Raw genomic sequence first — 13,390 nt, 5'->3', positions numbered from 1 at the left:
GCGCCATGAAGATCGCTTCGTGGAACGTCAATTCGCTCAAGGTTCGCCTGCCCCACCTCCAGCAATGGCTGGCCGAGGTGCAGCCGGATATCGTCGCGCTGCAGGAAACCAAGCTCACCGACGATAAATTCCCCGTCGACGAGATCGCCGCGATGGGCTATCGCTCGGTGTTCTCCGGGCAGAAAACCTATAACGGCGTCGCCCTCCTCGCACGGGGCGAACTGGCCGATGTCGTCACCGATATCCCGGGCCTGGACGATCCGCAGCGCCGCATCCTGGCCGCCACGGTCGGCGATATCCGCGTGGTCGATCTGTACGTGGTGAACGGCAAGGCGCTGGGCGACGAAAAATACACCTACAAGCTCGAATGGCTGGCGCGGGTTCGCGACTTCCTCGAAGGCGAGCGTGCCCGCCACGAGAAACTGGTGGTCCTGGGCGACTTCAACATCTGCCGGGACGACCGCGACGTGTACGACCCGGTCGCCTGGGGCGAGGACATCTTCTGCTCGCCGCCGGAACGCGCCGCCCTGCAGGCCCTGTTCGATATCGGTCTGCATGACAGCTTCCGTCTCTTCAACGAGGACGCCGGTCTTTTCAGCTGGTGGGACTACCGGCAAGCGGCCTTCCGCCGCAACATGGGCCTGCGGATCGACCTCATCTTGATCAGCGATGCGCTGAAATCCCTGGCCACCTCGTCGATCGTCGACAAGGCGCCGCGGAAGTGGGAACAACCATCCGACCATGCGCCCGTCGTGCTGGAGCTGCAGCTTTGAATACCCCCAAATCCGAATGGCCGCGTTCGCTGGACGACGCGGAACTCGAAAAACTCGACATCTACCTGCGTGCCCACGGTAACGACGGCGACCTGATGCTCGACGGCGTGCATGGCCTGCTTTCGGCCATCGCCATCGGGCCGCTCGAGGTGAAGCCGGAAGAATGGCTGCACGAGGTGCTGCACGACGCCTTCGAGGACGAAGACGAAGGCAACGCCGTGCTGGCGCTGCTTGCCCAACTCAACGACTCCATCAGCGCGGAACTGGACGTCGACGCCTACGAGCCGATCCTCGGCGAGATCGACACCGACGAAGGCCCCATGCTGTCGGCGGGCGGCTGGTGCGAGGGCTTCAGCCGCGGCATCGATATGCGCGCGCAGCTGTGGGAAACCCGGCTGGCCGAAGATCCCACCCTGATGCAGCTGCTCGGCCCCATCATGGCGCTGGCAGTGGACGAGGGTGTGCTGCAGGCCGACGCGGAGTTCGAGAAACTCACCGACGAGGAATACGACGAGTGCCTGGGCCAGCTGCCCGAGGTGCTAAACGCGGTCGGTGAATACTGGCGTACCAACGGCCCCACGGAAGACGAGCTCAAGGCGATGACGCGCCCGCGCAGCGAAGCCGAGGACGGCCCACCCCGGCAGCGCTCCGGCCACTGGGTGCACTGACGACGCGGGCGAAACGGATCGTTCGCCCCACGAGGCTTGGTCTGGTGCCCGACAACCGGCATCTTGGTGGGCATCGACACCGGAGTACCGTCATGACCCAACGAACTATCGCGCGCCGCGTTCGCGGCATGGATACCGCCGACGGCGCCGGCGTGAAGCTCAAGCGTGTGATCGGCCAGCCGGCGCTGGACATGCTGGACCCGTTCCTGCTGCTGGATGAATTCCGTTCCGACCAGGCTGGCGACTACATCGAAGGCTTTCCCGATCATCCCCATCGCGGCTTCGAAACCGTGACCTACATGCTCGCCGGGCGCATGCAACACGGCGACAACCAGGGCAATCGCGGCGACCTGGGTCCGGGCAGCGTCCAGTGGATGACCGCGGGCAGCGGCCTGGTCCATTCGGAAATGCCGCAGCAGGAGGCCGGGCTGATGTGGGGCTTCCAGCTGTGGGTGAACCTGCCGGCCGCCGACAAGATGACCGCACCGCGCTACCAGGACATCCCGCCGGGCGACATCCCGGTGGTACAGCCGGCGCCCGGCGTGACCGTACGCGTGATTGCCGGTGAGCTGGAAGGTGTCAGCGGCCCCGTGGCGGGTATCGCCACGCAGCCGGTGTACCTGGACATCGCGTTGGCTGCCGGTGCGCACTACGACCTGGGCCTGCCCGCCGGGCACAGCGCGTTCGCCTATGTGTTCGACGGCACCGCCGCCCGGGTGGCCGGCGAGTCGCTGGCACGCAGCGAACTGGCGGTGCTCACGGAAGGCGAAGCCCTGAGCCTTGCCGCCGTCGAGGCCGCCCGTGTGCTGGTCGTGGCAGGGCGTCCCCTGCGCGAACCGGTGGCGCGCTACGGCCCGTTCGTCATGAACACCCAGGCGCAGATCCACGAGGCCATCGCCGATTTCCGTGCAGGGAAATTCTGATCGCACCGGCTGAAACTGAACGGCCCGGTGAAGTTCCCCGGGCCGTTTAGCCTTCAGACCGGATGCCATCGCTAGCATCGGCACCCTACGCATTCGCGAGGAATTCATTGCCCATGCGCTTTTTGCTCACGGTCGTACCGATTACCGCGGCGCTCATCATCGCCGCCTGTTCACCCTCGTCGCCTGACGCGGCCTCCGCCACTGCGCCGCCTGCGGCGTCGTCGGCCGCTGCCGATGCCACACCGGCCCCTGGTAAGAATGCGCCGGCGAACCCCGCGCTGGGCTCGCCCGGGTGGTACGCCTGGGTGGACAAGACCCTGGCGGTCAGCGACGACGGTCACGGCCCGCGGCCAGATACGCCTGCCTGGAACCAGGCCGTGAACGCGAAGCTGGGCCAGGAGGCGCCGCAGTCGGCGCCCGGGTCACTCGAGTGGCAGCAGGCGGTGGATGCCCTGCTGCGCACCCGCGTCGCCACGCACTAGGAGCGCGGCGGCTTCGTGGCCGTGCCGGTGGCTTCCATCGGCACGGTATACGTCGTGACGCCCCGCCGCAGCTTCACCTCGCCCGAAGGCAACGAGAGCACCAGGCCGCCGGGAGGGTCTATCGGTTGGGTCAGCGTCAGCGTGGCCGTTCCGCCGGTGGCCTTCAACGTATAGCCGAGACGTCCGTACGGCGTGCGCAGGTCGCGTAGCGCGATGCCGTCGCCGGCCAGCCACGCCGGCTGCACCCCCGCCGCGAGCACCATCGACTCGTCGGATGGGCGATCGTAGGCGAACAGGTCGAGCGCGGAACGGACATAGTCCGAGGCGATCCACGCGTGCGGCATGTCGCCGACGAAGCGCGGCTCGCGGGGGTCCCGCCCGACCACTTCAGCCCACTGGTTCCAGGCCTGCGGTCGCCGGTCGGCGAAGAAGAAGGCGATCAGGTCGCCCACGCGATTCCGCCAGCCGAGGCGGACGAAGCTGGCGATCGTGCGCAGTTCGTAGGGCGTGTAGTCCTTCCAGGCCACGCTGCCGTCGCGTCGCGCCACGAAGGCCCGCCAGTATTTCTCGAACGTGGCGTCCACCAGGGCCTTGGGCAACCGCGCCTGCTCGCCACCCGGCGACAGGGCAATGGTGGTGGATGTGGCGTCGAAGTCGCCCAGTTCGGCCGATCCCGGAATGAAGTCGATGCCTTTCTCGCGGACCGCCGCGACGATGGACGCATGCAGGTCGTCGCGGAACTGGTCGCGCGAGGCACGGAACGCCGTCTGCCGATCGGTCTGCCCGAGCACGCCGGCCAGTGCCACCGCATCGTCGTAGCCCTTGAGCGCCCAGAAATCGTCCCAGTACGAATGCATCGGCTTGGTCGAATAGCCTTCGTGGCTGATCGACGCCGGCATCAGGCCGTACAGAGCACGGTCGGGGCCCTGCAAACGCCCGGCCTGACGCTCGCCAGCGCGTAGCGTTTCCATGTAATCGACGGCGCGCACCACGTACGGCCACAGGCTTTCCAGCGTGGCGCGATCGTGCGTGTAGCGCCACAGCTCAGCCACGCTGAAGATCAGTTCGCCCTGGCTGTCGTTCTCGGGTACAGGATCCGACCCGCGCGCGTCGACGCAGCAGGGCACCTTGCCGTTGGTGAACTGGTGCGGTGCATACCAGCGGATGAACTCGCCGGCGACGTCCTCGTGGCCGGTACGCAGCAGGCCCTCCAGCATCATCGCGCCATCGCGCACCCAGGTGCGCGAATACGAGCGGGTACCCGGCTGCAACGCGGAGCCGTCACGCGAGATGAGGATCTGCGCGACACCGCTGCGCATCGTGTCGACCAGCGGCTGGGCCTGCGTCGGCACGCGTATCGCGACACGGTCCAGCTTGTCGCGCCACAACGCCGCCACGGCATCGGCATGGCTGGCCAGCCAGTGGCCGGCATCCGCCGGCAGCGGGATGTCGTCGTCCTGCTTGACGGGAATCACCAGGCCCAGATCGACATGGCCGTGGGCCGGCACGTGCACGTCGTATAGCAGGGCGCCCTGGCCGAAGCCGTCGTCGGCATGCAGCGAGCGTGTCGTCGGGCGCTCGCCCGCATCGAGTCGTTCGCTGAGCGTCTTTGGCGTGTTACCGCTGGCGACGAAGCTCGTGGTCGCCTGCAAGGGCACGACCTTGCGCGTGCCGTTCACCACCAGCGCATGGCCGTCCCAGGCGAGGTCATGGATCGGGCTGGTGCCCCCCGGCGCATTGAGGAACTGCGTGGGTGGATTGACCTGGAAGGGACGCGCGGCCAGGGCGAGCGTGACGTCACGCGCGGTGTCTCCCGCGTTATTCACGCGGTAGCCGACCACCAGCTGCGAGGCGCCGGCGGCGCCCTGCGCGAACGCGGTGGTGGTGAGCGAGAGGTCACCCTTCGTCCACTGCACGGACGGCAGCGGCAGGTAGCGGTCGCGCAACCACTGCGTGGTGCTGACGTCGGCCCATGTGACCAGCGCGCCGCGATCGATCAGGAACGGTTCGAGGGAGAAGCCGCCGCGGGTGACCTCCACCGCGCCGTCCTCCGAGATCAGCGCGGAATCGCGGCTGCCGCCATCCACACCGACGATCGTCCAGTACGACTGCTCGCCGGAAAAGCCGCGCGGGTAGAGCCCGCGACGCACGTGTTTGGCGCGCTCCTCGAACACCGCATTGGCAGTGGCTGCGGGCGTGGGCACGGCTTCGGGAGGCCGCGCGGTCAGGGTGAGGTTGTCGAAGCACACCGAGCCGCGGTTCGCGGTGGGCGGCATAGCGTCGCGCGCACCCGGTATAGCGGCCTGGCCGTGCGCCTCCTTGTAGACGACGAACTCCACCTCGCGCGTGTGGCGCAGCGTGCGGTCCGCAACCGGGCCCCAGGCGAAGGAGACCTGGCGACTGGTCGCCTGCATGGACTGCCAGGCATCGGTCGGGACGAAGCCGGGCTGCTGGAACCACCACACGTTGTCGCCGCTGTCGTCGATCAGTTTCAGCTGCAGCGTGTTGGGCGGCATGCTGCCGCGCACGTCGAAGCCCAGCGCGAAACCCGTGGGGAAATCCAGAGGCAGCGTCTTGCGGATCGAGGCCGCACCGGACACGCCGTTGAAATCGTAATCCAGGCAGATCGCCTGCCCGGTCTTGCCGGCCACGGTGCGCAGCGAGGCGGAGACGTCGTCGGTGTGCGTGGCGGTCCAGCCGGCGGTGGTGTCGAAACCGTCGAGCAGGCGGGGGGTGTCCTCGCCTTGCGCGGGCAGGGTGACGACGGCCGCCGACAGCAGCAGCGAAAGCGAGGCGAGGCGTGACATGGTCCTATCCCTTGACGCTGCCCATCAGCAGGCCTTCGAGGTAATAACGCTGCAAGGCGAGGAACAGCACCAGTACCGGCAGGATGGTGACGACGGAGCCGGCCATCATCAGCTCGCTGTCCTGCACGTGCTCGCGCGACAGCGATGCCAGGGCGATGGGCAGCGTGTAGTGCTCCTGCCCGGTCAGCGCGATCAGCGGCCACATGAAGTCGTTCCACGCGGCCAGGAAGGTGAAGATCGCCAGCGTCACCATGATCGGTTTCAACAGCGGCATGACGATGGTGGCGAAGATGCGGAACTCGCCGGCGCCGTCGATGCGCGCCGCTTCCATCAGGTCGTTCGGGATGCCGCTGGCGTACTGCCTGACCAGGAAGATGCCGAAGATGGTGGCCAGCGCGGGCACGATCACGGCACCGTAGGTGTTGACCAGGCCCATGTACTTCAACAGCAGGAACAACGGCAGCATGGCCACCTGCGCGGGAATCACCAGCGCGCCCAGCAGCAGCTGGAAGAGGCGCTGGCGCCCCTTGAACTCCAGCTTGGCGAAGGCATAACCGGCCATGAGGTTGAACGCCAGCGAGACCACGGTGATCGCCGTGGAGATCAGCAGGCTGTTGAGCAGGTAACGGCCCATGCCTGCGTTGAGGAACAGCTGGCGGTAGTTGCCCAGCGTCCAGTGCGTCGGCAGCACGGGCGGCGGCAGGGCGCTGGCCTCGCCGGGTGTCATGAACGACACCGACAGCATGTAAAGCAGTGGCGCGAGCGCGATGCCGGCCGCGCCGATCAGCAGTCCGTTGATGAGGGCCTTGGCGATACGCGGGCTCATGCGGGCTCTCCCTGTTTCGACAGCCGGAGCATGGCGGCGGTGACGGCGAACATGATGACGAAGAGGATGAACGCCACCGCGGAAGCGGAACCGAGGTTCCACCACTTGAAGCCTTCTTCGTACATCAGGTACAGCACCGAGGTGGTGCTTTGCAGCGGGCCGCCTTCGGTCATGACATACGGTTCGGCGAACAACTGGAAGTAGCCCGACACGGTGAGGATGCTCACCATCACCATCGTGGGCTTGAGCATCGGCAGGGTGATGTGGCGGAACTGCGCCATGGCCGAGGCGCCGTCGATGCGCGCAGCCTCGTACAGGTCACCCGGAATGGCCTGCAGCCCCGCCATGAAGATGATCATGTTGTAGCCGAAGTTCTTCCACACCGCGAACAGGATGATCGTGGGCATGGCCCAGTGCGGATCGCCCAGCCAGTCCACCGTGGGCACGCCCAGGTTGTCCAGCACGTAGTTGATCAGGCCGTACTTGGTGTTGAACAGGTAGCGCCAGATCACGGCCACCGCCACGACGGTCGTGACGACGGGCGCGAACAGCGCGGTGCGGAAGAACGGCTTGAACCGCGCCATGGGCGAGTTCAGCAGCATGGCCGAACCCAGCGAGGCCATCAGCGACAACGGTACGCCTACCACCACGAAATACACGGTGTGACCCAGCGCCGACCAGAACAACGGCCGCTGCAACAGCGACCAGTAATTCTGCAGGGCGACGAAGCGCAGGTTGCGGATGTCCGCCAGCGCGTAGAGGTCGTAATCGGTGACCGAAAGCACCAGCGCCGCGATCACCGGCAGCAGGAAGAACAATCCGAGGACGATCATCGCGGGTGCGATGAACAGCCAGGCGGCGCGGGACGTAGTCATGGGCTTGCCTTGTGGCCGTGGTCGAGCATCCAGCGGCGTTTTTCGAGGAGGCGGTCGGCACGGCGATCGATCTCGGCAGCGGCCTCGTCCACCGTGAGGTCGCCATGCGCGGCTTGCGCGGCGACGAGCTGCATCTCGGTGACGATGCGTTCCCACTCCGCCACGGGCGGGGTCGGCTTGGCGCGGTCCAGCTGGTCGCGGAAAGCCGTGGCCTTGTCGTCATCCTTCAGCGCCGGGGCCTCCCACGACGAGCGGCGCGGCGGCATGTCGCCGAGGATCTGGTAGAACCGCTCCTGGATGGCCGGACGCGACAGGAACTCGATCAACGCCCAGGCATCGTCCTTGTGTTGCGAGCGACGGAAGATCACCAGGCTGGAACCACCCGCGTTGGACGCGCCCGGACCGTTGGGCCCCGGTAGCGCCACCGTACCCCAGTCGCCTTGCTGCTCCGGCGGCAGGCGGTGGCGGAACTCGCCGATGTTCCACGGGCCGGACAGGTAGAACGCATAGAAACCCTGGCCGAACGCGGCCCAGGGATTACCCACGCCGACGTTGGTCATCATCGGCGCCTGCTGGTCCTTGAAGATCGACACGTAGAACGCCAGCGCCTTCCTGAACCCCGGGCTGCGGAAATTGCCGTAGCGTCCGCCGTCGCGCAGCAGCGGATCGTCCTGCTGCAAGGCAAGCGCCAGCAGCTGCTCGAACTCGTTGGTGGGCAGCAGCACGCCGTAGGTGGTGCCGCGCGGCTGAGCCAGCTTGACCATCATCGCCTGCCACTCGGCCCAGTCGCGTGGCGGGTGGTCGTAGCCCACCCTGGCCAGCAGGTCTTTCCGGTAGAACAGCAGGCGCGTGTCCACATACCAGGGCACGCCGTACAGGTGGCCGTCGATGACGTTGGTGGACCAGATCGCGGGGAAATAGTCCTTCGGATCGACCACCTTCGACATGGCGACGCGTGCATCCAGTGGCTCGATCGCCTCCAGCGCCACCATCTCCGGCACCCAGGTGTTACCCACCTGGGTGATATCGGGCGTGGAGTCGCCGGCATACGCCGTCAACAGCTTCTGGTGCGCGGCGGTGAGCGGCAGCTGCTGCACTTCCACGTGCAGCCCGGGATGCTCGCGCTCGAACTCGGGCAGCAGCTTGGCCACGGCTTCGCCTTCGCGCCCGATGGTCCAGAACTGCAGCGTGCGCGTGCCGGCCGGCGGCTTGGCGCACGCCAGCAGCGCGGCGGTCATCACCACGCAGGCCGCCGCTTGGCGCAGGTAACGGGTCGCGCGCTTCACCACAGGTCGGCGGCCGTTTCGGCGTCCAGCCAGCCGCCCGAGAAGCCCGCGCGCTGCAATCCCTTGCGGATGTACGGGTTCTTCTTCATCACGCTCCACACGAAGTCGCTGCGGTAGTTCTCGATCATCAGCACGATCGGGCCCTGGTCGATGCCCAGGTGCACGGTATCGGCCCAGCCGAAGCCCGGGATGATCCGGCCCGTACGCACTTCCGTGCGGGTGTCGAAGGTGAGGTTGAACGCGTCCACGAAGCCGTACTTCGTGTAGATGTTCTGGCCGTACTTCTTCTTCATTTCCTGCAGCGCCGGTATGACGATCTCCGGCGCGAACGCGATGGAGCCGCCGGCGGCCGTCGGCACCAGGGTGCCGTCGTCGGAGATGTAGTCCAGGCCGGCGCCGCGCGCCGTGTAGCCCTGGTAGGTGCGCTCGCGGTCGCCCTGCTTGACGATCAGGCCACCGGGGCCGTTGCTCGCGGTCAGGCCCCAGACGTTCTTGCCGTAGCCGTTCCAGCCGCCGGGGTTGGCGATCGCATAGGCCTGCTGCGAGTACGCGGCGCGGCGGCTGTTCTCGAAGTAGTCCATGTCGTGCGCCCGGCCCCACGCATCGCGGATGCCGCGGAAGTCGACCCAGGTATGGCTGTACTGGTGCCCGAACAGCGGCGCGAAATTGAGGAAGGTCTGCCCGTGGAACTCGCCCCAGGTCTTGTCGTAGGTCTTGGTCCAGGCCTGCCACGCGTCCTCGCCGACCGGGTGGGTGGGTGAGCCCAGCGCCAGGATGTAGACCAGCATGCCTTCGTTATAGCCCGCCCAGTCGTGCGGGATCATCTTGCCGCCGGGTGTCCAGCCCATGCTGATCAACGGCGCGTTGTTCTGCGCCCACGGCCAGTCCACGCGACGATAGATCTGGTCGGCGATGTCGCGGATTTCCTTTTCCTTCGCATCGTCACGGTCGTAGTAGCTCTGCGCGAACAGCACGCCGCCCAGCAGCAGCGTGGTATCCACGGTGGACACCTCGACCCAGCGGGCCTCGCGCTTGCCGGTCTGCATGTCCAGGAAGTGGTAGAAGAACCCGTGGAAGCCGGTGGCGTCGTCCTCGGAATCGTTCTGTGGCGCATCGCGGAAGAACCGCAGCGTGGCCAGCGTGCGGTCCACCGCCTGCTCACGCGTGATGTAGCCGCGTTCCACGCCCACGCCATAGGCGGTAAGGCCGAAGCCCACCGAGGCGATGGAAGCGAACGACTGCGTCGGGTAGTGGTCCGGCACCAGGCCGTTGACCGGATTGCCGCTGTCCCAGAACCACTGGAAGGTGCGTTTTTCCAGGTCGACGATCATGGGGGGGACGGGGTGCAGGTCTTTCAGGGTTGCCACGGATGGCGCGTGCTTGGTCATGGCCGGTGCCTTCTGTGCCATCGCCAGCGGGACGGCGCAGGCGAGCAGGGCGCCCATGGTGAGGGAAAGACGCTTGATCGTGTTGACTTGCATGACGTGAATCCTGGCGCTTGCGAGGCACGGAACGCACGGTGGGGCCGTCGTCGTCGTGGTTGCCTTCCTCGTGAGGGAGCGCAGGCGATCCTGGCTTGCGCGCGTAAACGTTTACGGCTACAGGGAAAATAAAAGTCCCGAAGGACCGGGTCTCCCATAAAAGAAGCGCCCGCGGGGAGACTCGCGGGCGCCAAAGTATGGCGCATCCGGCGAACCGGATGCGCCGGGTGGATCAGAACTTCAGGCCGACGGTGAAGCGGGCGGTACGTGGCACGAAGACGATGTTGCCCTTCTTGTTGTAGGCCACCGGCTGGCTGTTGAGCTCGCCGTTCGAACCCCAGTTCGTGTTGTAGTCGGCGAAGTTCTGCCAGTTGAACAGGTTCAGGATGTCGAAGCGCGCATAGATCTTCGTGTTTTCGCCGAGGATGAAGTCCTTGGTGAGCTGCAGGTCGACGTCGCGGTAGCCCCAGATGTTGCCGCCGACGAGGAACTTCGAACCGCTCGGCGTCGCCGAAACCGGTACGCAGGTCGATCCATCGGCGAACGTGGCGCCGTAGCAGGCAACATCGTTCTTCGGCAGCGGTGTGGCCAGCGTCAGCTTGATCGACCCACTGATGCCCCACGGCAGGTCCAGGGCGCCCGTGGCCACGAAGCGATGCTTCGACACGGCGTTGGACGTGATGAACGGATAGTCGTTGAGCGTCGGATAATCGAACGAGTAATGCTCGTTGATATCGCGGTTCTGCTTGGCGTGCGAGAAGGTGTAGGCGAAGCTGGTGCTCCAGCCGGACTCCTTCGTGTACGGCTTCTGGGCCGACAGCAGGACCTGGGTGGTACGCGTGGCGATACCGTTGTCACCGAGGATCAGGCCACCCACGTTCGGGATGGGCTGGTCACCCGCGCTGGCGCCGCCCGGCGTGGCGAAGTAGCTGCCGTTCGGCAGGCGGTTGCCGAGGGTGAATGCGAAACCGTCGCGGCTGAGCACGCGCGTCACCGTGGCATCGGTCTGCCAGTCGCCGATCGTGTTCGACATGCCCAGGCTGAACTGGTCGCTGTAAGGCGCCTTCAGCTTGTTGTTGAGCATGTCGACTTCCTGGCCGGAGTTGCCACCGACCAGATAATTCTGCAGTACGCCCTGACCACCCAGGAAGGCCGGGTTGAAGGGGACGCAGGTCGACGAGGTCGTATCGCACGGATGGCCCGGCACGTTGAAGCGCAGCGTGGTCTGCGGCAAGGCCTGCTTGGTCACTTCCGTCTGCAGGTAGTCGAAGAGGTTACGGTCGTACGCGCGGCCGGCGCCACCGTGGAACACGTGGGCTTCGTCGCCGAACAGGTCGTAGGAGAAGCCGAGGCGCGGCTGCCAGGCGCCGCGGAAGTTCTTCCGATTGTGACCATTGCTGGTGTAGTCGCCGATGTTCACGCCGCCCGCGGCGAGTGCGTCGCCATAGGTCTCACCCGGCGCGGCGCCCGCATACGGGTTCTGCGCATTGATCGCATCGAGCACGCGCTGCGACGTGACGAAGTTGGTGTAGGAGGGGTTGGCCTCGTAGTCCCAGCGCACACCGAGGTTCAGCGTGAGCTTGTCGTTGACGGACCAGTCGTCCTGGGCAAACACGCCGTACTGGCGAGCCGTGGTCTTCGCCACGCCATCCTGGCCCGGCAGTGCGGACGCGTAGAACACCTGCCACGGCTCCGCCGAGGTGCCCTGGCCCGGGCGCACGTCGTAGAAGAACTGCGGGTTCTGCGCGGCCACGTCCGACGCCTTCAGTTCGACCGACTTGAACTTGTAGCCCAACTTGACGACGTGATCGCCCTGCCACTCCAGATTGTTGAACGTGAAGGTATCCGAGATGCTCGGACCTTCCTGGCTCTTGTTCTGGGTCGCACGGGGGTCGGCGGCGCCGGTCGTGATGATCGTCGGGTTCTGGTTGTTCGCGATGTCCTGCGGATACGAATACGTGTAGCCGTTGCCGATCTGCAGCGGGTTGGCGGCGACGTAGGCGTTCTCGTAAGCGAGGATCAGCTCGTTGTACCAGCTGTCACCGCTGTGGGCCCACTTGAAGGTGCCACGCGTGTCGTGGTTCTCGCCTTGCGTACCGGCGGACGCGGCTGTGCCGGTACCGGTGCCGCCGAGCTGCGTCTCGCGGCGCACCTGCGTGCTCACCTCGATACGGTCGCGGTCGGTCAGTTCCCAGTCGATCTTGCCGAAGTACAGCTTCTCGTCGAACGTGAGGTTCGAGGAGCCAAGCTGGGACTGGACGTTCGCCGGCAGGTCGTTCTCGATGTTGGCGACGCCGACGGCATTGGGCGTGACGGAGATCGGCGTATTGAATTTCTTCTGCTCGTAGGCGATGAAGAAATGCATCTTGTCCTTGATGATCGGACCGCCGAGCGCGAAACCGTATTCCTTGGATTCCGAATCGACCTTGCCGTTGGTCTTCTCGATCGGCGTGCGGTTACGGAACGCGTCGTTCGTGTAGGTGCCGAACACCTCACCGTGGAACTCGTTCGTACCCGATTTCGTCTCGGCGGTGATCGCCGCGGACGAGACCTGGTCGTATTCGGCCTTGTAGTTGTTGGTGATGACCTTGTATTCGCCGATGGCCAGCTGCGGGAACGGGTTGCCCTGGCTGCCGTTCTGGCCAGAAACACCGCCTTCCTTCACGTAGCTCTTCTGGCTCACGCCGTCGATGTAGACGTTGGTCGAGCTGGTGTTCATCGCGCCGCCGCGCAGCGACGTGTTGCCCTTGGCATCCACGTTGAAGACCATGCCCGGCACGGTGTCTGCGAACTCGAGGAAGTTACGCGAGACCTGCGGAATGGTAGCGATCTGGTGCAGCGAGATCGTCTGGCCCACTTCGGGCGTCTTCACTTCCTGCACCGTCGTCGCCGAAACCGACACGCCTTCCATGCTGGTGGCGTTGGCGGCGGTCGCCGACGCGCCCTGCGCGGGCGCGGCAAGATTGACGGTCGCCGTGGAGGCCACGGTCAGGGTGATGTTCTGTTCCGTACCCGGACCGGCATCCACCTTGTACGAGGCGGGCGGCAGACCGTTGATGACATACGAGCCGTCCTGGCCGGCCGTGGCGTGGCGGGTCAGGCCGGTCTGCGGGTTGAACACCGTGACGTTGGCGCCCGGCGTGGCTTTACCGCGCAACGTGGCGTTGGCGCTCTGCGCCATGACCATGCCAGGCGCGATCGCGGTGGCGACGGCGGCGGCAATCACGCTGACCAGCAGCTTCTTCTTCAGATGCATCGACGCTTTCATT

At 66.0% G+C, this 13,390-nt stretch carries 10 protein-coding genes; 4 read left to right on the top strand and 6 right to left on the bottom strand.

The window, feature by feature from the left end; genetic code table 11:
* The first annotated feature begins 5 nt into the window (after window positions 1–5).
* The 4 genes from xth to AB8808_RS20645 all read left to right on the top strand — a co-directional run bounded on the left by xth (window position 6) and on the right by AB8808_RS20645 (window position 2,846).
* Window positions 6–773: an exodeoxyribonuclease III gene (gene xth, locus AB8808_RS20660; RefSeq protein WP_369925564.1), complete on the top strand. Its 768-nt coding sequence runs from the start codon at window positions 6–8 to the stop codon at window positions 771–773.
* Window positions 770–1,441 (top strand): YecA/YgfB family protein, encoded by a 672-nt coding sequence (locus tag AB8808_RS20655; RefSeq protein WP_036138760.1) that lies wholly within the window; start codon window positions 770–772, stop codon window positions 1,439–1,441. Before xth ends, AB8808_RS20655 begins: the two co-directional genes overlap by 4 nt.
* Window positions 1,442–1,533: 92 nt before the next feature.
* Window positions 1,534–2,364 (top strand): pirin family protein, encoded by an 831-nt coding sequence (locus AB8808_RS20650; RefSeq protein ID WP_369925562.1) that lies wholly within the window; start codon window positions 1,534–1,536, stop codon window positions 2,362–2,364.
* A gap of 113 nt (window positions 2,365–2,477) precedes the next feature.
* The gene (locus tag AB8808_RS20645; protein ID WP_369925560.1) at window positions 2,478–2,846 is read left to right on the top strand and encodes a hypothetical protein; all 369 of its coding nucleotides are present in this window, start codon (window positions 2,478–2,480) and stop codon (window positions 2,844–2,846) included.
* Here the strand turns inward: AB8808_RS20645 and AB8808_RS20640 are convergent.
* The 6 genes from AB8808_RS20640 to AB8808_RS20615 all read right to left on the bottom strand — a co-directional run bounded on the left by AB8808_RS20640 (window position 2,843) and on the right by AB8808_RS20615 (window position 13,389).
* Window positions 2,843–5,653 (bottom strand): glycoside hydrolase family 15 protein, encoded by a 2,811-nt coding sequence (locus AB8808_RS20640; RefSeq protein WP_369925558.1) that lies wholly within the window; start codon window positions 5,651–5,653, stop codon window positions 2,843–2,845. The genes AB8808_RS20645 and AB8808_RS20640 overlap by 4 nt on opposite strands.
* A gap of 4 nt (window positions 5,654–5,657) precedes the next feature.
* A complete protein-coding gene (locus AB8808_RS20635; RefSeq protein ID WP_036138768.1) occupies window positions 5,658–6,479 on the bottom strand; it encodes a carbohydrate ABC transporter permease in 822 nt (273 codons plus the stop codon).
* Window positions 6,476–7,354: a carbohydrate ABC transporter permease gene (locus AB8808_RS20630; protein WP_369925555.1), complete on the bottom strand. Its 879-nt coding sequence runs from the start codon at window positions 7,352–7,354 to the stop codon at window positions 6,476–6,478. Before AB8808_RS20630 ends, AB8808_RS20635 begins: the two co-directional genes overlap by 4 nt.
* The gene (locus tag AB8808_RS20625; protein ID WP_369931299.1) at window positions 7,351–8,592 is read right to left on the bottom strand and encodes a sugar ABC transporter substrate-binding protein; all 1,242 of its coding nucleotides are present in this window, start codon (window positions 8,590–8,592) and stop codon (window positions 7,351–7,353) included. Before AB8808_RS20625 ends, AB8808_RS20630 begins: the two co-directional genes overlap by 4 nt.
* Before the next feature lie 44 nt (window positions 8,593–8,636).
* Window positions 8,637–10,121: a glucoamylase family protein gene (locus AB8808_RS20620; protein ID WP_369925553.1), complete on the bottom strand. Its 1,485-nt coding sequence runs from the start codon at window positions 10,119–10,121 to the stop codon at window positions 8,637–8,639.
* Between the two features lie 232 nt (window positions 10,122–10,353).
* Window positions 10,354–13,389 (bottom strand): TonB-dependent receptor, encoded by a 3,036-nt coding sequence (locus AB8808_RS20615; RefSeq protein WP_369925551.1) that lies wholly within the window; start codon window positions 13,387–13,389, stop codon window positions 10,354–10,356.
* Window position 13,390 lies beyond the last annotated feature (1 nt).

Source organism: Xanthomonas sp. NCPPB 2632, from assembly GCF_041228075.2.
Classification (GTDB): domain Bacteria; phylum Pseudomonadota; class Gammaproteobacteria; order Xanthomonadales; family Rhodanobacteraceae; genus Luteibacter.
Note: the sequence above shows the minus strand (reverse complement) of the source record. Positions and strands in the feature narration are given on the sequence as shown.

What these genes read in the sequence shown, in the direction of transcription:
- AB8808_RS20620 (WP_369925553.1), bottom strand. Translation starts at nt 10,121, where the DNA reads ATGCAAGTCAACACGATCAAGCGTCTTTCCCTCACCATGGGCGCCCTG.
- xth (WP_369925564.1), top strand. Translation starts at nt 6, where the DNA reads ATGAAGATCGCTTCGTGGAACGTCAATTCGCTCAAGGTTCGCCTGCCC.
- AB8808_RS20615 (WP_369925551.1), bottom strand. Translation starts at nt 13,389, where the DNA reads ATGAAAGCGTCGATGCATCTGAAGAAGAAGCTGCTGGTCAGCGTGATT.
- AB8808_RS20650 (WP_369925562.1), top strand. Translation starts at nt 1,534, where the DNA reads ATGACCCAACGAACTATCGCGCGCCGCGTTCGCGGCATGGATACCGCC.
- AB8808_RS20630 (WP_369925555.1), bottom strand. Translation starts at nt 7,354, where the DNA reads ATGACTACGTCCCGCGCCGCCTGGCTGTTCATCGCACCCGCGATGATC.
- AB8808_RS20635 (WP_036138768.1), bottom strand. Translation starts at nt 6,479, where the DNA reads ATGAGCCCGCGTATCGCCAAGGCCCTCATCAACGGACTGCTGATCGGC.
- AB8808_RS20645 (WP_369925560.1), top strand. Translation starts at nt 2,478, where the DNA reads ATGCGCTTTTTGCTCACGGTCGTACCGATTACCGCGGCGCTCATCATC.
- AB8808_RS20625 (WP_369931299.1), bottom strand. Translation starts at nt 8,592, where the DNA reads ATGACCGCCGCGCTGCTGGCGTGCGCCAAGCCGCCGGCCGGCACGCGC.
- AB8808_RS20640 (WP_369925558.1), bottom strand. Translation starts at nt 5,653, where the DNA reads ATGTCACGCCTCGCCTCGCTTTCGCTGCTGCTGTCGGCGGCCGTCGTC.